Here is a 22,435-nt window from a genome sequence, read left to right as displayed (position 1 = left end):
TTCCGAGCCCTTAATCAAGAAAACTAAACATATCATCAACTTCAGCGTATTCATCAGCCACTTGATTCTTCTCTTTAGCCTGAATAACTAATTCACTAACAAATTTGTTGATGATATTCATCCAGCCTGAGTTTTCACTACGAAGCAGATTCTTAATCGACTTTTCAACATCTGGTGCAATTTCACGGATCAAAGCTAACAGGCTGCGAGGGTCATCAATGCTTAAGCTATGGGCTTCCTCCTCTGCACTGCGATCACTAAAGCCTATGGTCTCACCGTCATCTTCATCATCATAAGTATCATTGATCTGCACATCAGTATCTGTTGATGGTCCAAGGATCAACTCAATAAATGGAATAGAGAGGTAGAAAAGACCGGCAGGATCTTCAGCGATACACTCTAAAATAGCGACCTGCTTAGCTTCGCTATCTTGTATACGGATAAGGTAGGTCAAAAAATCAAAAGTATGCTGACTTAATTCATCGGCATTACTCTTAATCTTCTCCTCCCAATAAAGAGGCTGCTGACAAACAATATCTCGGATCTGCTCAGGGCTCATCAACTCAGACATGATCGACGGACAAGAGATATCGTGATGGCTGTTGATTTGAGTCAAGGTCACAATATCCATATGCTCAATCACTTCAACCAAAACCTCATCGGTCATGGTATTGGCCATCAACTCAAATTTCTTACTCGCCTGTTGAGGCTCAACATCAGCCAACTGCTTGATCTCAGCGGCGGTAATTTCAATCAAATTATTCATGAGTACTCCTCATTGTAATCGTACTGATCGTAATAACCGTCTTCATCATCTTCGATGTCATTGTCATCATCTTGATCGGTCTCTTTACTAGCAGATGGTGTGTTATTTTGATTTTCTAACAAAAAGAGTACTGCACAGCTCTCAATCAGAAGTGTCTCAGAGTAACCACGTACAGCTATCACCAATGGGATATCGGCATTATTAAATGCAACCGTAGTTTTAAAGTCATTCCACTCTGGTTGTATCCCCTCATCTATCCATCCAGACCACTTGAGCTTAGCCTCTGGAGGAAATTTAACTCTGTCATAGAGGGCTATTGGCAGATATTCAGGTACTGAGTTAAGCAGAGCAGGATCTGCCAGTAATACAGCCTTAATTTGGCTGGTAAACTGAGCTAAAGCATTAGGGGTATCAGGGTCGTTATAGGACTCGATATTACTGTATGCATTCTCTTTTAACTCATCAATGCGTGAGAGATTAAGTGATGTTGCCATGATTGCTCTGAATTTAACTTAAGAATAAAATTGATCCCACAGCTCGCGCATAGCGGCAGCAGGGTCGGTCACAATGACATTATTGAAGTCTTTAACAAAAGCGCTTTTAAGTTTAGGGTTAGACAGCACTTCATAAGCTTGCTTTACTCGCTGAAGTTGTACCTCAGCTTGCTGCTTATCTTCATCGGATGCACCGAGTAGTTTATCCGGATGGAATCGGTTTGCTAAACGTTTGTATGCTTTCTTAATATCATCTTCATTTGCACTTGCCTTAATGCCAAGCACGCTAAAGTGGTTAATCATGTTATTACCTGTGGGCGATTATTCTTCATGTCAAAATATAAATGGATAGATCCAATAGTGAACATTCACCAGCTAACGTTCGTATAAGCCCAATGTTACCAAACCTTAGCCCAACCAAATTTTTGGAGGCGGAAGTTTAACGGCTGAAAGGCTGGAGCACAATACAAAATCCAAAGCATAGCACTCCTAAAAGGAGATAAAAGAGCAGACTAACTCCCTTTTGTTAAGCTTTAATGTTTGCAGCTTACGTATTAACGATAACAATAAAATGCTTACAGGTTAAGTCCCTAAGACTATCTCATTAATTAACTTGCTTAAAATGCCATAGTAACCAATAGATGGGACGAAGATCTTTGCCTCCAATATCTTTTAACGGATACAAGGCGTAATAGAGAAACTGCCAAGGAGCTATCCAAGCTTTAGCTTCCTGCCAAATATGCTCACCTCCGGCATCACGATAAGCCTTTATCACAGGCGTTATCATCTCATGGTTAGGACCTAGATAACGGTAAAGGCTATGAATATAAACAAGTACATCCCGCCTCTGTTGATAGGTAATATCTTTACTGTTCTGACTTGCTTCAAAATCGATAAAACTGATCTTGCCATCGCGCCAACTAATATCCCTTAATGCTGGTCGGCCATGGGCTAAACCTAAGCGATGAAGTTTAGCTAAAGCTTCACCACTATCAGTCAATATTCTCAAGCACTTTGCTTGATCAACCTCAGGGTTTACTATCCACTCACTGAGTGTTTTGCCCACATCGGCAACAACAAGAAAGTTATCATCGAAGCAGACAAGCTCGGGAACCTGAGCTCCCTGTTTAGCCAGTTGAGTTAATGTCTCAATTTCAGTTTGAATCGCAGTTTTGGGGTTGGCCTTTAAAAAACGCATGGCACCGGTTAACTTTTCCGCCTGCTTTAGCCAATACACCTGCCCAAGATGTTCAAATCGTACAACCCTCTCCCCCTTATTGTCATTCAATACTGTATCAACGAGAGATCTGAAGGTCTGATTAGGCACGCAATTTACTCCGAGAAAATGAGAGGTGATTATGCGTATTTGCTCCGGTTAAAGCAAACCGAAAAAGTAAAATCCACTTTGAGTGCTCAAGCAAGTACCGATAACAGTAGAGATTGAGAGTAAATCAAACAAATCACAAAGAACACAAGGAGGGAGAAACAAAAAAGCGCTTGTAAAAGCGCTTTTGGTTAAATAGCTAAGATTAGGCTTCTTCCCAACTCTCAGCTTTATTCTCAAGAAGAACAGGGATCCCATCATTTATCGGGTAAGCTAAGCGGTCAAGCTTACAGATCAGTTGCTGTTTCGCTTTATCGTAATCTAATTTCCCTTTACACACAGGGCAAGCGACGATCTCTAATAACTTTTTATCAAACGACATCTCTATTTCCTTATTTAACAGCGATAACCTGACGAACTTTATCCATCAGTCGCTGATCAAAATTTTCTGCTAGCTTGGCATCTACTGTCAAATACCACCAGTTTTCTTTTGCAAAATCGCGACATTTAACCGCATCTTTTTCAGTCATCAGCACAGGAGAGTTTCCGGTAACTTGAGTTATCTGCGCTAAACTGAACTTTTGATGATCTTCGAACGCTTTGGTTTTTATCACCTCAACACCTGATTGAGCTAAAGTGGTAAAAAACCGCTCAGGGTTACCGATCCCGGCAATAGCGACAACAGGTTCTATGGGCTGAAAAGCTAACTCAGAATGGGGCGATACTGGAATAAAGCGAGTTGGCTCAAGTGTCATCTGGAACTCGCCCTCTTTTGCTTCACCGTTCACTATGGTGAAATCCACTGTCTTTTGTCTACCGGTCAACTCCCTAAGAGGACCTGCTGGTAACAGTAGCTCGTTTCCAAAACGTCTCTCACCATCAAGAATAAGTAACTCAATATCCCGCGCCATTTTATAGTGCTGAAGGCCATCATCACTAATTATGATATCAATATCATAGCGCTCAATTAAGCACTGGGCAGCACTAACGCGATCGCTGCCTATCACCATAGGGACTTGGGTCCTAGCCACTATCATAGCGGGCTCATCACCCACACTATCAGCGCCTAAGTGAGGCTCTACGATTTTAACGCCGTCAAACTTAACCCCATAACCCCGACTGACCACACCGGGCTTAAGCCCCTGGGCACGCAGGAGCTCAATAAGGTAGATCACGGTAGGCGTTTTACCGCTGCCCCCCACCGTAATATTGCCCACAACAACCACAGGAACAGGAAGAGACACAGCGGCCTTAACATTAAGCTTAAACAGCAGCCTTCGAAGGGTACTAACACACCAAAACAGCAAGCTAAGTGGAGTGAGTAACCACTTTATCCCTCTGTAGCCGATATGAGCATCGGCTTTGGGATACCAGAGTCGATTAACAAAATCCTGCATCAATTAGCTACCAAACTGCATCTGATAAAGGTTAGAGTAGACTCCCTCCTGCTCAAGCAGACTAGCATGGTTGCCACGTTCAACAACCTTACCTTGGTCAATCACAAGAATTTGATCCGCCGCCTCAATCGTCGACAACCGATGAGCAATAACAATGGATGTTCTGTTGAGCCTCAAGTTATCTAACCCTTGCTGAATCGCCTTCTCCGATTCCGTGTCTAGGGCAGATGTGGCTTCATCTAAAATAAGTACAGGAGAGTTACGCAGTATCGCTCTGGCTATCGCAATTCTCTGTCTCTGACCACCGGATAACATCACCCCGTTTTCACCAATTTGAGTGTCTAAACCATCGGGTAATAACTCAATAAACTCCATTGCGTGGGCGGAGCGCGCCGCTTCAATAATCTGCTCACGACTCACCTCGCCAGAGTAGGCATAAGCGATGTTATTGGCGATGGAGTCATTAAATAACGTCACCTGCTGAGACACCAGTGCCACCTGGCTTCGAAGACACTCTAAGGTGTAATCGTCAATACTGACACCGTCGAGCACAATTTCGCCCTCGCTCAAACCGGTATAAAAACGTGTGATTAAACTGGCAATGGTAGACTTACCCGAACCAGAGCGACCCACCAAGGCGATGGTTTGACCCTGCTTGACTGAAAAGTCTATGTTATCGAGTGCAAGACCTTCCTGCTCTGGATAGCGAAAAGAGACATGATTAAAACTCAAATTCCCCTTCACTCTCTCCACAGTATGTTTGCCTTCATCCTTTTCTGGCTCGATATCCAAAAGTTCAAAAACCGTAGTACAAGCTGCGATACCACGCTGGAATTCAGCATTCACACGAGTCAGACTTTTTATAGGATTTAGCATCGCCAACATGGCACCTAAAATCGTGGCAAAAGTTCCTGCGGTTAACTCAGATTGTAAGCTTTCGAAACTAGCTGCATACAGAACAAACGCTAAGGCAAATGAGCCGATCACCATCACTAATGGCTGACTGACTGATTGCGCCATGGCAAGCTTCATGGTTTGGTAACGGTTTTGTTCATTAACGACACCAAAACGTTGCGACTCAACCTCTTGACCACCGAAAGAGAGCACGTTCTTATGGCCTGTGATCATCTGCTCTGTAGCCGCGGTAACGCCACCCATTGCAGTTTGAATTCGTTTAGAGACTTTACGAAAACGTCGGCTAACAACCGTAATAATCACACCGATAATTGGGCCGATAATCAAGATACACAAGGAGAGTTTCCAAGAGTAGTAGAACATCACGGTCAACATGCCCACAACTGTGATGCTATCGCGTACCATAGTGATCAAGGCACTACCTGTTGCACGGGCTATCTGCTCTGTATCATAGGTTACTCGAGAGATTAAACTGCCAGTATTCTCTCTATCCATGTAACTAACTGGCAGCGTAAGATAGTGATCAAACACCTGCTGACGCATATCCATAATGAGCCTAGCACTCATGTACGAAACACAGTAGGTCGACAGAAAGTTAGCCAAACCACGCAGTGTAAATAGGCCAATAACCACAAAAGGTGCCATCATAAGCACATCACTTGATGAGTTAAACCCATCAGTTGTACCTAAATCTAGTCCATTGGCCGCGGAGGGAATTTGGCTCGCTTGTCCACCAAACCCACCATCGATAAAGGGTTTAATTACGGCAATAAATGTCATATCGACCAGGCCATAAAGTACTAAGCCTACTACCGCCAGAAAAAACACACCTTTAAGCGGTTTGATATACACCATCAAACGCTTAAATACTGTCCAGACTTCTTGATTGGAAGATGTTGTCATTAACCAAATCTATTCTTAATTCAAAAAACGCATTCTACTCTGGATTATCATTCTGACCAAATTCAAACAATCGGTTGTACCAAAAAGGGGCTAAATTGGCTCGGTATGTTCGAATATCACGCCGCTCTCGATTAAAAATCACACTAATCTGCCCCTCTCGTCCTGAAATAAGGTGCTCTGCTCCATGGTCCTGATAGCGGTGTAAGACATCAGGCTTAGGAAAACCGTAACGATTATTAAATCCTGAGGGAAAGAGTACTAACTGAGGAGAGACCAACTTGATAAACTCCGGAGTCGAGGAGGTTCGGCTGCCATGATGTGGCGCCACAAGCAGTTCACTGTTGAGCTTATTACCTAAGCTCAGTAAAGCTTGCTCTGCCCTACTCTCTATATCGCCAGTTAATAAGACTTGATGATACTTATCACTAACTTTCACGACACAGGAGCCATTATTACCCTTCTCAACAACACGAGGCGCCAAGATCTCAACTCTTAATCTCTGCCATATAATGGTTTTAGGTCTGCAATTGATACCGGCATACTCAGGAATATCAGTCACCAATTTTACCTCTGGAAAAGCAGAAATAAACGTTGAGGCACCACCAGCATGATCGTTATCACTATGACTTAATACAAGATAATCAACTTCAGTAATGCCTCTGGCCCGAATAAAGGGCACCACGACTCTTTCTGCATAACTAAACGTCCGACCATATCGTGCTCCAGTGTCATATACCAATCCATGTTGCCCCCTCTCTATAACGACACTCAAACCTTGACCAACATCGAGCAGGTGCACTTGCCAGTGCTCTTTAGGGGCAAATCCCCATCGAAAGATTAACGAAAGGATAAATGGCAGAAGCAGCACTGAGGAGATAAGCTTCCACTGCACACTTTTCAGTTTTGCCATAAGCCATAATCCGCACAGAAGAAAGAATAGCGCTAGCATCATGGGATCTGAAATTGGCAACCAAGCACCAGGTAAAGTAATAAACAGCTCTAATGCTTGGGTCACAGGCCATAAGGTTTTATTGACCAATTCAAACAAGACGGACAGGTTAAACCCAGCAGTTAAACCTAGTCCCCAAATAGCGAAAATGAGAATAGCAGCAGGAATAACCAACAAACTAAACCAGGGAACAAATATAAAGTTAAATAGGACTCCATAAAGAGTTAAACCACCAAAAAGCACTGCCTGTAATAAACCCAGTCCAAGGCTTAATCGCCACTGTATGGCCCAGAATAGGCTTAACTTAAGCCACACTCTCTTGTGCAGGGAGGCGGGCTCATCAACAACAGGTATGGGACGAGCCTGTAGCGTCAATAAAATAATTGATAATGCAGAAAAAGACAGCCAAAAACCAGCACTTAAACAACTGAAGGGATCAATAACTAATATCAGAAAAAGCGCAAACAACAAGCGCTCCCAAGAAGATGAATATCGGTTTAACAGCGTCAAAAAAACCAATAACAACAGCATAGTTAAAGCGCGGATCGTTGGCAATGCAAACCCTGCAAGATAGGCATAAATACAGCACGCTACAGCAGATGAAGCCGCAGCCAACATCAAGTTCCGTCGTCCTACACAAGGAGATATAAGGTTAAGAAACTTAGATAAGGTGATAAACACCCAAGCCCCAACAACCGAGAGGTGCAGACCAGAGATTGCCACCAGATGCCCCGCTCCCGTCACTCTAAGGGCGTGCCAACGCTCTGCATCCAATAAGCTTCGATCTCCTAGCAGTAATGCTAAGATAAGATCACCATTAGCCAATGCTTGTAAGGTGGGTTTGAGTGTTTGTAAAAGCTTATTACGCAAAGAATCACTTGCCTTAATTCGCTCACCAGATATAACACTACCTTTGCTGACGATATGACGACTAAGAAGTAATTTCTGTTGATTATACCCTCCTTGATTCAACACACTGGTGATAGGCTTTGGCTTAACCACCAACTCCCAGATCTCACCTTGTGCCAATTTAGGGGCTTTTTTCCAACTCAAACGTATTTTTTTTGGCCAAGAGTTTGATGAATTATGATCCAACAGCCGAAAATCCATACTAACCCAGTCGCTGTTTTGATTTACTAGTGATATGATTTCGCCAGTTACAGGCTGGTCAAGGTCTATACTTTTATGATCCCAGCTTAATACCAGCTGCGCATAAAATGCACTCCATGCAACAGCCAAGACGACACCTGAGATTAATGGCGCACGTTTTAATACCAGAGCCCCTATCACAAACAAAATGGGGGTAAGTTGAGCTGTCGGCAGTGAAGGCCATAACATGGCTGAGAGTATTGTGACGCAAAAACCAAACATAAATCGATTCATACTGAACTAGTTAAGACAGCAATAACCATTTATGCCAAAAAAAATCATTGAAAGATTTATGCCTAAACCTGAAACCCTGCAAAATCACAAGCATTTGCGGATGTTCGGGAAATTGTTACATAACCCCAATTTATGGAGCCTTAACAGACGTTCGGCTCCAGCAGCCTTTGCCGTCGGGCTTTTTGTTGCTTGGATCCCCATGCCATTTCAGATGGTACTGGCAGCCGCTCTAGCCATCATTTTTAACTGTAACCTGCCTGTATCTGTCGCATTAGTGTGGATTACGAACCCAATCACTATGCCATTTATGTTTTATGCAGCTTATATGTTAGGGGCTAAGCTCCTTAATCACCCACCGCAAAACTTTGCTTTTGAAGCCACATGGGTATGGATAGAGTCATCGATATCCACCATAGGCCCACCTTTCCTACTGGGCTGTATTGTAATGGGTGCAATATTTTCAATTGTGGGCTTTTTCTTAATAAGAACCCTGTGGAAGTACTCAATTCTACTGAAATGGGATAGACGAAAAGCTAATTAGCTTAAAACCAGACAAGGTTACTGCTCGATACAATAGGAAACACGCTTGGTGTTTCTTATTGTGACATTACGTTAGCAAAGTACTCAGGTTACGCCTCTCTCTTGCCATAACATCCCTCTCGTGCTTTTCAAGCTTAAGCAGTTCATCCTCTGGAAGTGGCGTCGTTGCGGCCAAGTAGTGGAACGTGATTTGTGGGAACATCGTGCTAAACACTAATTTGGCTCGAGGAAGATGAAACTCTGATGTCACTAGAACTATAGAGGTAATGTCATACACCTCAATAACCTCTCGAGCCAGTAGTGCATCTTCAAAGGTAAATTGGCTCTCGACAAGGGGAAGAAAATTTATCTGTGGTACCCCTTTATTTATGAGATAGTTTTTCAAGTACTGTGCATGGGGAGTTGAAGTGATATTGAAATGAGCACCAATCCCACCAGTGCAGATAAGTTTGAGGTGAGGGTTTTGACAAAAATAGGTATATGCGAGATCGCACCGAGAGAGTGCCATCTCAGACAAGTTACCATCAGCATCATTTGGCGCTCCCAAAACTACAATCGCGCTATTCACCGTTTCCCTCTCTTAAAATTTAAACACTTAATGCCTAAACACTTAGCTCCTAATTACCGACCTGCTAATGCACTTGCTGGCGGTGTTTGACTCGCTTTCCAAGCAGGATAGAGCGTCGCAATTAAGCTCATGACCAGCGCTAACAACAGCACTAGTGCAACGTCAACGAGGTGTAACTCTGATGGGAGAAAGTCGATAAAGTAGATATCAGCAGAAAGCAGTTTAACGCCTAAAGCCCCCTCTATCCCTTTGGCTATCCAACTTAGGTTTTCCGCTATCAGCACCCCAAACAGGCCTCCAAGCAGGCAACCCAGCACTCCGTTAAGGGCACCTTGTACGATAAAAATAGTCATAATCGCGCTGCGCTTCATCCCCATGGTCAGCAAGATTGCGATCTCAGATTGTTTATCCCGTACGGCCATCACTAACGTCGAGACAATATTAAAACAAGCCACGGCTATCACCAAAGCCAGTACGAGATACATCACGCTGCGAACAAGTTGTATATCTTGGTAAAGATGCCCCTGAGTACGAGTCCAGTCAGTGATGTACAGATATTGATCTTGGCTAAAGCCTAGTTCACGAATAAGCCGCGGCGCCTCAAATACTTTATCCACTTTAATCCTTACACCCGATACCTGCTCGCCCATGTCTAGAATAGATGCCGCATACTGCATCGGCACATAGGCAGTAGAGAGATCCAGCTCTCCTCCTAGCTCAAATATCCCCGCCACAGTGAAACGATAACTTTTTGCAGAGCCAATACGCTTCACTGTAGGATCGGCGTTGACATTAGGCATATACATGCTTAATGAGTCACCTAGGCTTAAGCCTAAACTTTTTGCCAAACCTCTACCTAGCACTATGTTATTTTTATCGCTCTCAGCTAGCTTTTCCCAGGTTTCTGCTGGCATAAATTGGGCGATATTGGAGACCTTCTGCTCATATTGAGTATCAACGCCTAAAATGGTCAGTCCTTGAAATCCCCCAGGCTTTTGTACGAGTCCCTGTAAACGAATAAAGGGAGCTGATGCCACTATCCCCGGCACCTTCTTGGAATCTTCAACAATTGAGGGCCAGTTATTGACAGCTTGATTAACTCCGCTCAACTCTCCATGAGAGACAACACCTAACATCCTATTTTCTAACTCACTCTCAAAACCATTCATGGCAGAGAGCACGACAATTAATACCGCGACACCTAATGCGATACCCGCGGTCGATGCAAATGAGATAAAACTAATCAGGCTATTAGATTGGCGTGCCATGTAGAAACGCCAACCAACCCATATTGATAAAAGTGGGTTCATGAAGCCTTACCTGCAACATCTGCAAGCTGTTCACTCTGAAGGTGGCCATCTTTCATCTTCAACTGCCTGTCCATTCTTGCCGCTAACTTGGCATCATGAGTAACAACCACAAATGCCGTGCCTAACTGGTTTGCAAGCTCACGGATAAGCTCATACACAGCCTCGCCACTAGTAGCATCTAAGTTACCGGTCGGCTCATCTGCTAATACTAGCTTAGGCTTATTAATTAACGCTCTGGCTATCGCAGTACGCTGACGCTCTCCACCTGACATCTCACCAGGGGTATGACCAAATCTATGCCCAAGACCCACTCGCTCTAATAATGCCTTGGCCTCAACTTCAACCTCTTTACGATTTCGTCCCTGAATAAGGGCTGGCATGGCAACATTTTCAAGCGCACTAAACTCTGGCAATAGGTGGTGAAATTGATAGATAAAGCCTAAGTCTTGGTTTCTCACCTCAGATTGGCGACGCGGCGACAAATCATATAGGTCTTCCCCTAACATAAAGACATGACCACTACTCGGCTTATCGAGTGTCCCCATGATATGCAATAAAGTACTTTTACCTGAGCCTGAGGTACCGATAATGGCTAACTGCTCACCTTTAAAAACCTGTAGATCCACACTTGTAAGCACTTGAGTATCCACCGTTCCTTCTTGAAAACGTTTACTGACACTCTTCACTTCTAACAATAACTCTGGCATATGCTATTTACTCTTATATTCTTTACTCATCAAACAGGAGAGTTATTTACTCTCTCCCATTTGGACGCTTAATTTTTAGGCGTAGATCACTCATATCTCAACGCTGTCGCAGGTTGTACTTTAGCCGCTCTAAATGCTGGATATAGCGTGGCACAGAAGGTAATAACTAAAGTACCAATGACTATCCAGCTCATCTGGCTCCACTCAATTTGCACAGGCAGTGATTGACCCGCTCCTAAGATAGAGATCCCAACCGAATTCATCATGGTATTTAAATTAAGCGTTAAACCAACACCGATAATAAGCCCTAGCACCAAACCTATAATGGCATTGAGCGATCCCTGAAAGATAAATATTCCCATCACATTCGCTGTGCTCAGCCCCTGAGTTTTTAATACTGCAACATCCGTTGTCTTGTCTACCACCATCATCACCAGTGCAGAGACAATATTAAACGCGGCAACGGCAATAATCAGACTTAACATCAAAGACATCATATTCTTTTCCATCTTCACTGCGCTAAACAGATGACCATATGTGTCTCGCCAGTCAGAGGTGGTGACTTCAATACCTTGTCTCTTAAACTGATTAGTTACTTCACTACTTAAACTCTCTGCATTAAAGGGATCTGCTAGATATAGCCTCAGATGTTTTATCTCTCCAGGAGGTTGCCGCATTAACCGCTGCGCGTCCTCATAATGAACATAGGCCAAGCTTGCATCAACCTGGGAGCCCATCTCAAAGATACCTGCAACCACAAATTTACGCTGGCTAGGCACGGGTCCAAAAGGGGAATAAACCACACCTTCTGCGCTGAGCACTCTCACCTTCTCACCAATGGACACATCTAAACGTCTGGCAAGCTCAGAGCCAAGTATGATCCGATATTTTCCCGGTATAAGCTGACTAAAATGCGCATTTAGCACACCTTGCATCTTACCTTCGAGCACTTTTTCATATTCTGGGTAGATACCATACACTTGAATGGCACTAATATTAGAGGGTGACTGGACCATAGCTTGCGTGGCTATACTGGGAGTGGCAGCCAAAACACCAGGTAACGTTTTAAGCTCTGCCACATTAGTATGCCAATGAGCGAGGGCTTGCTCACTGTTGACCGTCAACTGAGGCACAGCCCCAAGAATACGCTGCTTTAATTGTCCCTCTAGACCATTCATAACCGAGCTGACAATAATGAGCGCTGCAACTCCAAGCAAAATACCGGAAACCGCAAAAAAAGTGATAAACGAAGCGAACGCATTGGCCTTTCTTGCACGCCAATAACGAAAGCCAATATGTGCAGATAACGCAAAATTCATAGTTGCCCAACGACTCATTAAATATAGAGCCTTGCTAAATCATTAAGATGCGCACGATAATAGGGGTAATAGCTATATAAAAACAAGAGGAAATCCCTTGATCACTGACTCAAGCCCCTATTTTAGTGTCAAGCACGATTTTAAAGTCTACCTAACAGCTTGGCCAGATAACGCCCCCATTCCAACTGAGGGTGAATTAACGCTGATGTTACCGCTTGGTCTACAGCTTATTAGTGATGTCAAATCATTAGAAGCCGATTGCTTATTGCAACTAAGGCATTTAGATGATGAAGCTAAAACCGTTGTTGAGTACCTTAAACTGCAATCAAAGAAGGTCGATCTGGTACTGCAACATGTGCTCGAGCGCGAAGCACATGATGGGGAGCTACATCAAGGAAAGTTCTTTGGCGGGAGTGGGATCCGCATAACGGGAACAACACAATTTGATGTCGGGAAGCAGTTTAAGCTAACGCTTCATATTAAAGAGGAGCTGGTTGCCCTGCTCTGTTTTGCTCAAGTCACGGACACTCAAGTTATAGAAGCTACGGATGTCGAGCCACAAACACGTTATTTGACTGAGTTAGAGTTCTCTGTGATCACAGACACTGACGTAGAGCAGCTGGTCAAGGCGAGCTTGAGCGTACAACAAAAGCAATTAAAACAACGCAAGCTTGCGAAAAAAGCGACATAATTTTCACTAGCACATGCGCCTGTATCCCACTACAATGACAGGCATCTTTGTCGCTGATCCCCTGTCATCTCTCAATGAAAGCATTTTCCATATTAACGCCGCCCCATGTTAAAAGTGCCACCAAAGCACAAACTCTGTTCACCTTAGGCGGCGCATCGCAGGCCATCACCTTAGCTAATTTAGTCAAGGATCATGAGGGGCTGACACTGGCAGTCACCAGTGATACCCCAACTGCGCTTCTGTTAGAGAGCGAACTAAATTATCTTCTTCAGGACGACACTCTTCCTGTTTGGTTGTTCCCTGATAGAGAAACCTTGCCATACGATAGTTTCTCCCCCCATCAAGATCTGGTTTCACAACGCCTCGAAACTCTATCACAGATCCCGAATGCTAAACGGGGCGTGGTGATAGTCCCCATCAGTACCCTAATGGTTCTTCTGCCACCAAGATCATTTCTAGCCGGCAACGTATTGATGTTGGCTAAAGGTGATAACTACTGCCTTCAAGATGTTAAGCAACAATTGGTGGATACCGGTTATCACCTCGTTGAACAAGTTTATGAACACGGAGAGTTTGCCGTAAGAGGCTCGATTATCGATCTGTTCCCTATGGGATCAAATCAGCCCTATCGTATCGAACTATTTGATGATGAAGTGGAATCGATAAGGCATTTCGACCCTGAAACTCAACGTTCCAGCAGTGCCATTGACTCAATACGTTTATTGCCAGCAAAAGAGTTCCCCACGGACAGTGCGGCTATCGAAGGGTTTAGACAGAGGTATCGACGTCACTTTGAAGTGATAGTCAAAGAGCCAGAATCCGTTTACCAGATGGTGAGCCGCAAAATACTTCCCGCTGGGATTGAGAACTATCTACCGCTTTTTTTCGATGAAACGGCGAGCCTATTTGATTACCTGCCTGTCCAGACCCAACTGGTTAACATTGGCGATCTTGAAGCCGCTTCAAAAGCACACCTTGCTGAAGTAGAGCTTAGATATGAAGACAGACGCGTCGATCCACTTAGGCCTCTATTACCGCCAAAATCATTATACTTGCTGACCGAACAGCTTTTTTCCGCCTTTAAGAAGTTCCCTAGAACTCTGCTTAAAATAGGTGAAAATCAAGACAGTGGCAGTAATGCCAAGCTCGAATCACTACCAGAGTTAACAGCGAACCATAAACTTAAACAGCCACTGACACTGCTTCAAGATTATGTCACTCAAGGCGGCAGGATTCTCTTTAGCGCCGAATCAGAGGGGCGTCGTGAAGCACTGCTTGAGCTATTTGCCAAAATAGATCTTAAGCCACAAGTGTTCGAGCATCTAGATGATTTTGTCGACTCAAAAGTCAAGCAAGGCCTTATTGTCTCGCCTTTATCTAAAGGCGCTATTATCGAAAAAGCCAGAGGGGCTAAGTTCAGCATTATCTGCGAAACAGAGTTGTTTGGCCACCGTATCTCGCAAACACGGCGCCGAGATAAACAGAGACAGATAAGCAGTGATGCCCTGATTAAGAACTTGGCGGAGCTCAAAGTGGGCCAGCCTATAGTTCACTTAGATCACGGTGTCGCTCACTACCAAGGGCTTGAAACCCTCGATACTGGAGGACTCGTCGCTGAGTACCTTAAACTTGAGTATGCAGGTGGAGACAAGCTATATGTTCCCGTCTCCTCTCTGCATCTTATCAGTCGCTATAGTGTCGGCCCCGATGAGGAGGCCCAGCTTAATAAGCTAGGTAATGAGAGCTGGGCAAAAGCGAAGAAAAAAGCGATTGAGAAGATACGTGATGTCGCTGTAGAGCTACTCGATGTTTATGCCAGAAGACAAGCTAGACCTGGTGATGCCTGCCATATTGATCAAGAGGAGTATGCTCTCTTTAGTAACAGTTTCCCCTTTGAGGAGACTGTGGATCAAGAGACCTCCATTAATGCCGTATTAACCGATATGAGCTCCCCTATCGCCATGGATAGATTAGTGTGTGGTGATGTTGGTTTTGGTAAAACAGAAGTCGCCATGCGCGCGGCGTTTGTTGCAGTCAATGACGGTAAACAGGTCGCTATTTTAGTACCAACCACCCTATTGGCACAGCAACACTTTGAAAATTTCAAGGATAGGTTTGCCGATTGGCCGGTAAAAATTGAGGTCATGTCGCGTTTTAAAACCGCAAAAGAGCAAAAAGGTGTATTAGAGGATCTGAGTAGTGGCAAGGTCGATATCGTTATCGGCACTCATAAGTTACTACAATCTGAAGCAAAATTTGAAAACTTAGGCCTGCTTGTTATTGATGAAGAGCACAGGTTTGGGGTTCGCCAAAAAGAGAAGATTAAAGCCCTCAGAGCCAATGTTGATATCTTAACCTTAACGGCCACCCCGATCCCACGTACCCTAAACATGGCCATGTCTGGTATGCGTGACCTTTCCATCATTGCGACTCCGCCCGCAAAGCGACTTGCTGTCAAAACCTTTGTCAGAGAATATGACAATGCTGCGATTAGGGAAGCACTGCTGCGTGAGATATTACGTGGGGGCCAAGTTTATTTTCTCCATAATACAGTGGAAACCATCGAGAAACGAGCTGCAGAGATCAGTGAACTGCTACCAGAAGCCCGCGTGATCACCGCCCATGGACAGATGCGAGAGCGTGAACTAGAAAAGGTGATGTCTGATTTTTATCACCAAAAATTCAATGTCTTAGTTTGTACTACTATCATAGAAACTGGCATCGATATTCCATCTGCCAACACCATAGTAATAGAGCGTGCCGACAAATTTGGACTCGCTCAGCTGCACCAACTAAGAGGACGCGTTGGACGTTCACATCATCAAGCCTACGCCTATTTAATGACGCCACATCCTAAGAGCATGACAAAAGATGCAAGGAAGCGTCTCGAAGCCATTGGCGCACTAGAAGATCTCGGTGCAGGCTTTATGCTAGCGACTCAAGATCTCGAGATACGCGGCGCCGGAGAGCTCTTAGGTGACGAGCAGAGTGGCCATATCTCAAAAATTGGTTTTACCCTCTATATGGAGATGCTAGAAGATGCCGTTAAATCTTTAAAAGAGGGTAAAGAGCCTTCATTGAGCCAGATGCTAAGGCGTCAGTGTGAAATCGATCTTCGCATTCCTGCACTGCTGCCCGAAGACTTTGTCCATGATGTGAATATCAGACTCTCTCTTTACAAGCGGATAGCTAACAGTGAAACATCCCAAGCGTTAGATGAATTAAAAGTCGAGTTAATCGACCGCTTTGGACTCCTACCAGACTCTACTAAAAACTTAATGGAGTTAACGCTTTACAAGCACCAAGCTACAGCTTTGGGGATCAAAAAAATAGAGATGCATGCCAAAGGTGGTAGCTTAGAGTTCAGCGACGATCACAGTGTCGATCCAGGTTTTATTATCGGTTTACTGCAAAGCCAACCACAAAACTATCGAATGGACGGCCCGAGTAAGTTAAAATTCATTATTCCAGCTGAATCTCATGCAGATAGGTTGGCGCTGGTTAAATTGCTTTTGGGGCAATTATCACAACATCGTCTTGGAGATTAATGTGTTAAAGAAAACGTTACTACCCCTAATGGGACTGCTGTCGATAACTCAAGCTTACGCTCAAGATGAACGTTGGTTTGAAGTCGAGGTATACCTGTTTGAACGAGACGCTGGACACAATCAGGAGAAAAGTCCTGATCAAGTCACGTTAATCAACACCAGAAAAGCCGTTGATCTTATCTCGCCACTTTTCAGTACCGATATCACAGGTGCAAGCCTAGGCTTAAAGGGGTGTTCATCCAGTGACTGGGCGATCAATGCTGATGAATGTAATCAGCAGTTAGGTTCGGCTCAGGTCAATCACACGACACAGATCCCTATCAATATTGCTGCTGCAACCGAGCAGTATGGCATTCCTGGTGGTGCTCCGGTTTTGCTTTCAAGTGAGCAGAATCAATTTAAAGAGATCATGAGTAAAATAAGCCGAGAGCCAGGCAACAAGAGTTTACTCCACATGACCTGGCAACAATCTATGCTGCCACGGCATAAAGCAAAACCAGTGAGGCTCTATTCTGGCCAAGACTTCTCCGACCGATTTGAGGGAAATGGCCAGATGGTTCAAAGCTATCAATCCGAGCTCACCATCCCACAGTTTGACTTTCTTGATACTAGCTTTGATAGTAAGACTCAAAAGCCCGTGTGGGAACTTGACGGGACGCTTAACATCTACCTAAATCATTATCTTTATGTAGAAGCTGCGCTAAACCTTAGAGAGGAGGGAACGAAAGAGATTGATACCTCATCAAGCTATCTCAATGAAACCGTAGAGCAAGGCAATAAAGTAACCCCTTTTCTGTATGCTTTCCCTTTGACACAGAATCGTCGAGTCCGAAGCGATGAGATCCACTATTTTGATCATCCCAAAATGGGAATGATTTTACAGATCAGGAAGATGGAACAACCGAAAGACAGGCTCAAAGATGTTGCCAACGAGCTTTAATAGGGAAGAATTGAGAAGTCGAGGTAGATCTCATTCTCCTCATCTTCTTGAACATACACTTTGTCGACTTGGGCTTGTGGTGAGCCCTTATCACACCAATCAATCAGATTATCAACTGCAGGGTAGGCTCCCTGAGCTAGAATATTAACCGAGCCATTTTCATTGTTGACTACATAGCCCGTTATCCCTAACTCGTTAGCTTTAGACTGTGCAAAACGCCTAAAGCACACTCCCTGCACTTTGCCCTGCACATTGATTAATACTCTCTTCATCTTTAGTACCTATTGGTATAAGAAAGTGATCTGCTCAGAGTTTTTTTGGCAAACTAATTCAAGGCGAATGAATGACACAATGGTTATTCCCTTGTGAGTTCATTCAGCGCAGAAGTAGGCAGCCAAAAACACTCCTTACAGTCGAGTCTTAGCGGTTCTGATGCAGTGTTAACGAGCTTAAACGTAGAACAACTATATTCCTCACTCGTTGCAAACTACATGGTCTTGTATGTTCCTGACATACATAAGACATTTCCTCCATCCCTGGAGGTCAGATGTGGTGAATGTCATTAATGCAGGAGCAATTAAGGACCTTACCTCAGAGGCGCTAAACTCTCGCTGAGCGATCACATCTTTGTACCAATTGGTACACGTCCATTATCGCTAATGCCCTCCTCTGAAGATAACCCAAAGCACACCATTGGGCAAAAAACATGCAAAAAAAAACAGCTAACAAAAAAATAATTAGCTGCATCGGGCGACATACGCAAAATGGTACGGTCTGGTTTAGACCAAATTCTCTTTATGTATCATTGTGTAACAAATTAATCATGGGCGCTACTTTACACTGCAAAATACAATTTTAAAACAAAAAGTAGACTTTTCAACTAAAAAAAAGACATATATCGATCTTAAGTTCTTACATTCGGATGCCTGTCAGTTTCTTATTCTATATAATTCATTATTAATGTAATAAGAACTTTTACAATTTAACATAGATGAGAGTTTATTTTTTAAACTATTTTTTAGCAGAACTATTATTAGGCAGGGAAAGTGAGAGTAATATTCAATGGCTGGAGTTTCAGCGGAAAGCGATATTTGTGCAGAGCTAGCAATTAAAGCGCCGTAATAATACGGCACTCACTGAATCAAGCCTTTTTGAATGCTTGGATCTTTGGCAACTGGCTCGCTAACACAGGGAATTTATGAGGCTGCTCCTCATCCCAACATACTTCATAAAAGCGGCTTAATTCACCACTGACGACTTGGTTATCAAATGTATCATCGTTGCGTGAAAGTATAACTAAAGACTTACCTCGGTTCTTTTCTCTAAACTCTGACACACACTTATTTGCAATATCCGAATATTCTTCAGGTCTATCTATCTTACCTAGCATATTATCTTGCGGTGTTAAATTAGGGTTAATTAATACCGATTTTAAACCGTTTAAATAACCAATTCGTTCGGCCCAATAGCCACCTAAACCGACACCGATAATGATAGATTCAGAGTCATCAGTTAACTTTAGCTGTTTACTCACTTCATTAAGTAGATGCTGCATGTCATGCTTTGGGTGTAAAGTGCTGTAACTCAGTAGACGTACGTCTTTATCAATAAACTGTAATTGACGTATTTTCTCATGGTTACCTGGACTGGTTGCATCGAAGCCATGTAAATAGAGGATCATTGGGTCACCTATAAAAAAATTAGGAGATTAACCTTAACTAAGTTGCACTGTTGGAATATTGAGGTGAATCAATATTCCAAATATTAGTTACAATTAATCTGTTGAAAATGTTGATGCAAGGACTTTGGCTTGCTGCCACCTTTCATCATTTTGAAGGGCATGTGCAACGACTTTACTATCAGGTTTCAGCAACTGAGCAGGATATTCAGGCTGACAGGTCGGCCAAGCTAACTCTTCAAGTACCTCTGTAGCTCCCTTGGCATCATTACATATCAAAATCATATTACAACCTGCATCTAATGCGGCTTGAGCTCTGGCTTTATACCCGCCCACAACTCCGGCGCCCTTCATCCCCAAGTCGTCAGAGAAGATCACTCCACGAAAACTTAGCTGCTCACGTAATATATCTTGCAACCAAAATGATGAAAAACCAGCAGGATTTGGATCAACCTTTGAATAGATCACATGTGCGGGCATCACACCATGGAGCTGCTCTTTGCCGATCAGTGATCTAAATGGTTGCATATCTAGCTCAAAAATCTCCTCTTTGCTGCGCTCATCATAGGGTTGGGCAATATGAGAATCAGCAACCACACTGCCATGTCCAGGAAAGTGTTTACCAACAGATGCCATACCAGCTTGATGCATCCCCTCTATAAAGCTTCCTGCAAGCTCAATGACTTCATTGGGTTCAGAGCTAAATGCACGCTTGCCTATCACTTCACTGACACGATTAAGATCCAGCACAGGTGCGAAGCTCAAATCAATATCACAAGCCAAAAGCTCCACAGCCATAAGAAAACCTAACTCTACAGCCCATTTTTTAGCAAGTATCATATCGCCACCAGCAAACGGAAGAATATCTCCCATAGCCGGTATATGAGTAAAACCATCCCTAAATCGCTGTACTCTTCCCCCCTCATGATCAACTGCAATAAGAAGATCTGGTCTAACAACGCGGAGCGACTCGACTAATGAGACAAGTTGCGGACGATCAGTATAATTTCTACTGAATAAGATCACGCCTCCAACCATAGGGTGTTTCAGCTGAGCCAGTTCCTCTGTAGAAGCTTGGGTAGAAAGCAGATCAAGCATTAAGTAACTCACAACTCCTCCTATAATATAAAAAATAATGTGATTAATTGGCTGAGTAGATTTTGCACTACGCCTTATTATTTAGGGGATAAATGTCCCCAATGATATAAGCTCATATCACTAAAATGGCTTAGCTTATCTAATCTGAAGTATTAAATTAAAAAAACTCATGCTAAGCCCAATGGAAAAGTGTGGGATAATTTATGAAAACAAAACCACACTATCCGCGTAGATTAACACAGCATGACTTTTTTCCCTTTTTATTTACTGACCTCTGGGAAATTTAATCGCGTAGAGATAGTGCTAATAACGAATAAAACAGAAAAGGTTTTAAGATGATTAGTGTATTTGACATGTTCAAAATAGGAATTGGTCCCTCTAGTTCACATACTGTAGGCCCGATGAAAGCTGGCAACATCTTCATTGAAGATCTCGATAAAGCAGGCCTATTGGATACAACCGATGAGTTGCGTTCGGAGCTGTTTGGATCGCTCGGTCAAACGGGTAAAGGTCACGGTACTGGTAAAGCTGTCATATTAGGCTTAATGGGCGAAGCACCAGATACTGTAGATACTGACTCAATTGATGGGATCTTAGATGAGGTCAGTCGAAGTGAAGTCTTATTGATGGCCAACGGCACAAAAGTCACCTTTACTCGTGAATTAGGGATCACCTACCATAGACGAAAAAGCCTACCGGCCCACGCCAATGCGATGACGCTTTATGCGTATCGCCAAGGCCAATGCATTTTCGAGCGAACTTATTACTCCGTTGGTGGCGGCTTTATCTTAGATCAAGATGAGATTTTAGCCCAAGATGCATCCCCTGCCGCACCGATAAAATCTGCCCCCTATGACTTTAACAGTGCAACTCAACTCCTCACTCTCTGTACAGAAAATGGGTTAAGTATCTCATCGCTGATGATGGAGAACGAGCTGAGCATAGCCACTGAATCCGAGATAAAGCAGCAGTTATGGGTTATCTGGCAAACCATGAAAAACTGTGTCGAGCGCGGATACAAAAAAGAGGGGATCCTCCCAGGGGGCTTAAAATTAAGACGCCGTGCCCCCGCCATGTACCGCCGTTTAAAAGCTGAAGGTAAGAACAGCGTCGATCCGCTAACGGCATTGGATTGGGTCGATCTGTTCGCGCTATCGGTGAATGAGCAAAATGCAGCAGGTGATCGCGTTGTCACCGCACCAACCAACGGGGCCGCAGGCATTATCCCTGCCGTACTTTGCTACTATGATATGTTCGTTCAAGAAGTGGATCTTGAAGTCTGTTGTCGTTACCTGTTAACCGCTGCCGCTATCGGTATCCTTTACAAAAAGAATGCATCTATATCCGGTGCAGAAGTCGGTTGCCAAGGTGAAGTTGGCGTAGCTTGCTCTATGGCGGCAGGAGCCCTAACAGAGATCATGGGCGGAACCATTGAGCATGTTGAAAATGCTGCTGAAATTGGCATGGAGCATAACTTAGGTTTAACTTGCGATCCTGTCGGCGGCCTAGTACAGGTTCCCTGCATAGAGCGTAATGCCATGGGCGCCGTTAAGGCCATTAACGCTTCCAGAATGGCACTGCACGGAGATGGGAACCACAAAGTATCCCTAGATAAAGTGATCAAAACCATGATGGACACAGGCAAAGATATGCGCAGTAAGTATAAAGAAACCGCTAAAGGTGGCTTGGCCGTTAATATCGTAGAGTGTTAATCCATCACTGAAAATTACAAACAAAAAACTCGCCAAATGGCGAGTTTTTTCTGTTCGGCAAAAATAAAGTAAAGAATCCACCTTCTGAAGAAGGTGGCTTTGCATTAGCCCCCTAAAAGGGGGCGTTGTCTACTTCAAATCTAATTGCGGCTGCTCCTGTTTTTCAACCTTTTCTTGATGCCTTACATATCTT

Annotated in this window: 20 protein-coding genes and 1 pseudogene; 5 read left to right on the top strand and 16 right to left on the bottom strand. The window is 43.8% G+C overall.

The window, feature by feature from the left end:
• Nucleotides 1–10: 10 nt before the first annotated feature.
• From atcB to K0625_RS08400, 8 genes are all read right to left on the bottom strand, one after another.
• Complete coding sequence (gene atcB / locus K0625_RS08435; protein WP_012324455.1) at nucleotides 11–766, bottom strand: cold adaptation protein AtcB; 756 nt, start codon at nucleotides 764–766, stop codon at nucleotides 11–13.
• Nucleotides 763–1,260 (bottom strand): cold adaptation protein AtcA, encoded by a 498-nt coding sequence (gene atcA, locus K0625_RS08430; protein ID WP_220109289.1) that lies wholly within the window; start codon nucleotides 1,258–1,260, stop codon nucleotides 763–765. The genes atcB and atcA overlap by 4 nt, the downstream gene beginning before the upstream one ends.
• 18 nt (nucleotides 1,261–1,278) lie before the next feature.
• Nucleotides 1,279–1,563 (bottom strand): cold adaptation protein ActJcold adaptation protein ActJ, encoded by a 285-nt coding sequence (atcJ, locus tag K0625_RS08425; protein WP_012324453.1) that lies wholly within the window; start codon nucleotides 1,561–1,563, stop codon nucleotides 1,279–1,281.
• 301 nt (nucleotides 1,564–1,864) lie between these two features.
• Nucleotides 1,865–2,587: a lipopolysaccharide kinase InaA family protein gene (locus tag K0625_RS08420; RefSeq protein WP_220109288.1), complete on the bottom strand. Its 723-nt coding sequence runs from the start codon at nucleotides 2,585–2,587 to the stop codon at nucleotides 1,865–1,867.
• Nucleotides 2,588–2,789: 202 nt separating this feature from the next.
• The gene (locus K0625_RS08415; protein WP_012324451.1) at nucleotides 2,790–2,966 is read right to left on the bottom strand and encodes a Trm112 family protein; all 177 of its coding nucleotides are present in this window, start codon (nucleotides 2,964–2,966) and stop codon (nucleotides 2,790–2,792) included.
• Nucleotides 2,967–2,976: 10 nt separating this feature from the next.
• Nucleotides 2,977–3,981: a tetraacyldisaccharide 4'-kinase gene (gene lpxK, locus K0625_RS08410; RefSeq protein ID WP_220109287.1), complete on the bottom strand. Its 1,005-nt coding sequence runs from the start codon at nucleotides 3,979–3,981 to the stop codon at nucleotides 2,977–2,979.
• 3 nt (nucleotides 3,982–3,984) lie between these two features.
• Nucleotides 3,985–5,799 carry a lipid A export permease/ATP-binding protein MsbA gene (msbA, locus tag K0625_RS08405; RefSeq protein ID WP_220109286.1) on the bottom strand — a complete coding sequence of 605 codons (1,815 nt, stop codon included), beginning with the start codon at nucleotides 5,797–5,799 and terminating at the stop codon, nucleotides 3,985–3,987.
• 34 nt (nucleotides 5,800–5,833) lie between these two features.
• On the bottom strand, nucleotides 5,834–8,131 hold the full coding sequence (locus K0625_RS08400; RefSeq protein WP_220109285.1) for a DNA internalization-related competence protein ComEC/Rec2: 2,298 nt from the start codon (nucleotides 8,129–8,131) through the stop codon (nucleotides 5,834–5,836).
• A gap of 31 nt (nucleotides 8,132–8,162) precedes the next feature.
• Here K0625_RS08400 and K0625_RS08395 point away from each other — a divergent pair, with 31 nt between their 5' ends.
• On the top strand, nucleotides 8,163–8,672 hold the full coding sequence (locus K0625_RS08395) for a DUF2062 domain-containing protein (RefSeq protein ID WP_220109284.1): 510 nt from the start codon (nucleotides 8,163–8,165) through the stop codon (nucleotides 8,670–8,672).
• A 66-nt stretch (nucleotides 8,673–8,738) separates the two neighbouring features.
• Here K0625_RS08395 and K0625_RS08390 read toward each other — a convergent pair whose 3' ends face one another.
• From K0625_RS08390 to K0625_RS08375, 4 genes are all read right to left on the bottom strand, one after another.
• Nucleotides 8,739–9,239 carry a YdcF family protein gene (locus K0625_RS08390; protein ID WP_220109283.1) on the bottom strand — a complete coding sequence of 167 codons (501 nt, stop codon included), beginning with the start codon at nucleotides 9,237–9,239 and terminating at the stop codon, nucleotides 8,739–8,741.
• Between the two features lie 53 nt (nucleotides 9,240–9,292).
• Entirely contained in the window at nucleotides 9,293–10,549 is a 1,257-nt protein-coding gene (gene lolE / locus K0625_RS08385) for a lipoprotein-releasing ABC transporter permease subunit LolE (protein WP_220109282.1), read from the bottom strand.
• Nucleotides 10,546–11,256, bottom strand: coding sequence for a lipoprotein-releasing ABC transporter ATP-binding protein LolD (gene lolD / locus K0625_RS08380; protein ID WP_220109281.1), 711 nt, complete (start codon nucleotides 11,254–11,256; stop codon nucleotides 10,546–10,548). Before lolD ends, lolE begins: the two co-directional genes overlap by 4 nt.
• 86 nt (nucleotides 11,257–11,342) lie before the next feature.
• A complete protein-coding gene (locus tag K0625_RS08375) occupies nucleotides 11,343–12,575 on the bottom strand; it encodes a lipoprotein-releasing ABC transporter permease subunit (RefSeq protein WP_220109534.1) in 1,233 nt (410 codons plus the stop codon).
• Nucleotides 12,576–12,672: 97 nt separating this feature from the next.
• Between K0625_RS08375 and K0625_RS08370 the strand changes: the two genes are divergently transcribed.
• The 3 genes from K0625_RS08370 to K0625_RS08360 all read left to right on the top strand — a co-directional run bounded on the left by K0625_RS08370 (nucleotide 12,673) and on the right by K0625_RS08360 (nucleotide 17,754).
• Nucleotides 12,673–13,266 (top strand): hypothetical protein, encoded by a 594-nt coding sequence (locus K0625_RS08370; RefSeq protein WP_220109280.1) that lies wholly within the window; start codon nucleotides 12,673–12,675, stop codon nucleotides 13,264–13,266.
• 74 nt (nucleotides 13,267–13,340) lie between these two features.
• The gene (gene mfd / locus K0625_RS08365) at nucleotides 13,341–16,814 is read left to right on the top strand and encodes a transcription-repair coupling factor (protein WP_220109279.1); all 3,474 of its coding nucleotides are present in this window, start codon (nucleotides 13,341–13,343) and stop codon (nucleotides 16,812–16,814) included.
• A 1-nt stretch (nucleotide 16,815) separates the two neighbouring features.
• Nucleotides 16,816–17,754 (top strand): peptidoglycan binding protein CsiV, encoded by a 939-nt coding sequence (locus K0625_RS08360; RefSeq protein ID WP_220109278.1) that lies wholly within the window; start codon nucleotides 16,816–16,818, stop codon nucleotides 17,752–17,754.
• On the opposite strand, the gene K0625_RS08355 is transcribed toward K0625_RS08360, so the two are convergent.
• The 3 genes from K0625_RS08355 to nagZ all read right to left on the bottom strand — a co-directional run bounded on the left by K0625_RS08355 (nucleotide 17,751) and on the right by nagZ (nucleotide 20,542).
• Entirely contained in the window at nucleotides 17,751–18,026 is a 276-nt protein-coding gene (locus tag K0625_RS08355; RefSeq protein ID WP_041417567.1) for an acylphosphatase, read from the bottom strand. The genes K0625_RS08360 and K0625_RS08355 overlap by 4 nt on opposite strands.
• 869 nt (nucleotides 18,027–18,895) lie before the next feature.
• Complete coding sequence (gene ycfP, locus K0625_RS08350; RefSeq protein ID WP_220109277.1) at nucleotides 18,896–19,435, bottom strand: alpha/beta hydrolase YcfP; 540 nt, start codon at nucleotides 19,433–19,435, stop codon at nucleotides 18,896–18,898.
• Nucleotides 19,436–19,528: 93 nt separating this feature from the next.
• Nucleotides 19,529–20,542, bottom strand: a complete 1,014-nt coding sequence (nagZ, locus tag K0625_RS08345; protein WP_220109276.1) for a beta-N-acetylhexosaminidase — start codon at nucleotides 20,540–20,542, stop codon at nucleotides 19,529–19,531.
• A 323-nt stretch (nucleotides 20,543–20,865) separates the two neighbouring features.
• Here nagZ and K0625_RS08340 point away from each other — a divergent pair, with 323 nt between their 5' ends.
• Complete coding sequence (locus K0625_RS08340) at nucleotides 20,866–22,242, top strand: L-serine ammonia-lyase (RefSeq protein WP_220109275.1); 1,377 nt, start codon at nucleotides 20,866–20,868, stop codon at nucleotides 22,240–22,242.
• A gap of 129 nt (nucleotides 22,243–22,371) precedes the next feature.
• Here the strand turns inward: K0625_RS08340 and K0625_RS08335 are convergent.
• A pseudogene (locus K0625_RS08335) lies at nucleotides 22,372–22,435 on the bottom strand (IS200/IS605 family transposase); the annotation flags it as partial.

It is taken from the genome of Shewanella nanhaiensis (genome assembly GCF_019457885.1).
GTDB lineage: Bacteria > Pseudomonadota > Gammaproteobacteria > Enterobacterales > Shewanellaceae > Shewanella > Shewanella nanhaiensis.
This window is presented reverse-complemented; position numbering and strand designations above follow the sequence as displayed.

Excerpts from the sequence above, each read along its gene's own strand:
- atcB (WP_012324455.1), bottom strand. The coding sequence starts at position 766 with ATGAATAATTTGATTGAAATTACCGCCGCTGAGATCAAGCAGTTGGCT.
- atcA (WP_220109289.1), bottom strand. The coding sequence starts at position 1,260 with ATGGCAACATCACTTAATCTCTCACGCATTGATGAGTTAAAAGAGAAT.
- atcJ (WP_012324453.1), bottom strand. The coding sequence starts at position 1,563 with ATGATTAACCACTTTAGCGTGCTTGGCATTAAGGCAAGTGCAAATGAA.
- K0625_RS08415 (WP_012324451.1), bottom strand. The coding sequence starts at position 2,966 with ATGTCGTTTGATAAAAAGTTATTAGAGATCGTCGCTTGCCCTGTGTGT.
- lpxK (WP_220109287.1), bottom strand. The coding sequence starts at position 3,981 with ATGCAGGATTTTGTTAATCGACTCTGGTATCCCAAAGCCGATGCTCAT.
- msbA (WP_220109286.1), bottom strand. The coding sequence starts at position 5,799 with ATGACAACATCTTCCAATCAAGAAGTCTGGACAGTATTTAAGCGTTTG.
- K0625_RS08400 (WP_220109285.1), bottom strand. The coding sequence starts at position 8,131 with ATGAATCGATTTATGTTTGGTTTTTGCGTCACAATACTCTCAGCCATG.
- K0625_RS08395 (WP_220109284.1), top strand. The coding sequence starts at position 8,163 with ATGCCAAAAAAAATCATTGAAAGATTTATGCCTAAACCTGAAACCCTG.
- lolE (WP_220109282.1), bottom strand. The coding sequence starts at position 10,549 with ATGAACCCACTTTTATCAATATGGGTTGGTTGGCGTTTCTACATGGCA.
- lolD (WP_220109281.1), bottom strand. The coding sequence starts at position 11,256 with ATGCCAGAGTTATTGTTAGAAGTGAAGAGTGTCAGTAAACGTTTTCAA.
- K0625_RS08375 (WP_220109534.1), bottom strand. The coding sequence starts at position 12,575 with ATGAATTTTGCGTTATCTGCACATATTGGCTTTCGTTATTGGCGTGCA.
- mfd (WP_220109279.1), top strand. The coding sequence starts at position 13,341 with ATGAAAGCATTTTCCATATTAACGCCGCCCCATGTTAAAAGTGCCACC.
- K0625_RS08355 (WP_041417567.1), bottom strand. The coding sequence starts at position 18,026 with ATGAAGAGAGTATTAATCAATGTGCAGGGCAAAGTGCAGGGAGTGTGC.
- ycfP (WP_220109277.1), bottom strand. The coding sequence starts at position 19,435 with ATGATCCTCTATTTACATGGCTTCGATGCAACCAGTCCAGGTAACCAT.
- K0625_RS08340 (WP_220109275.1), top strand. The coding sequence starts at position 20,866 with ATGATTAGTGTATTTGACATGTTCAAAATAGGAATTGGTCCCTCTAGT.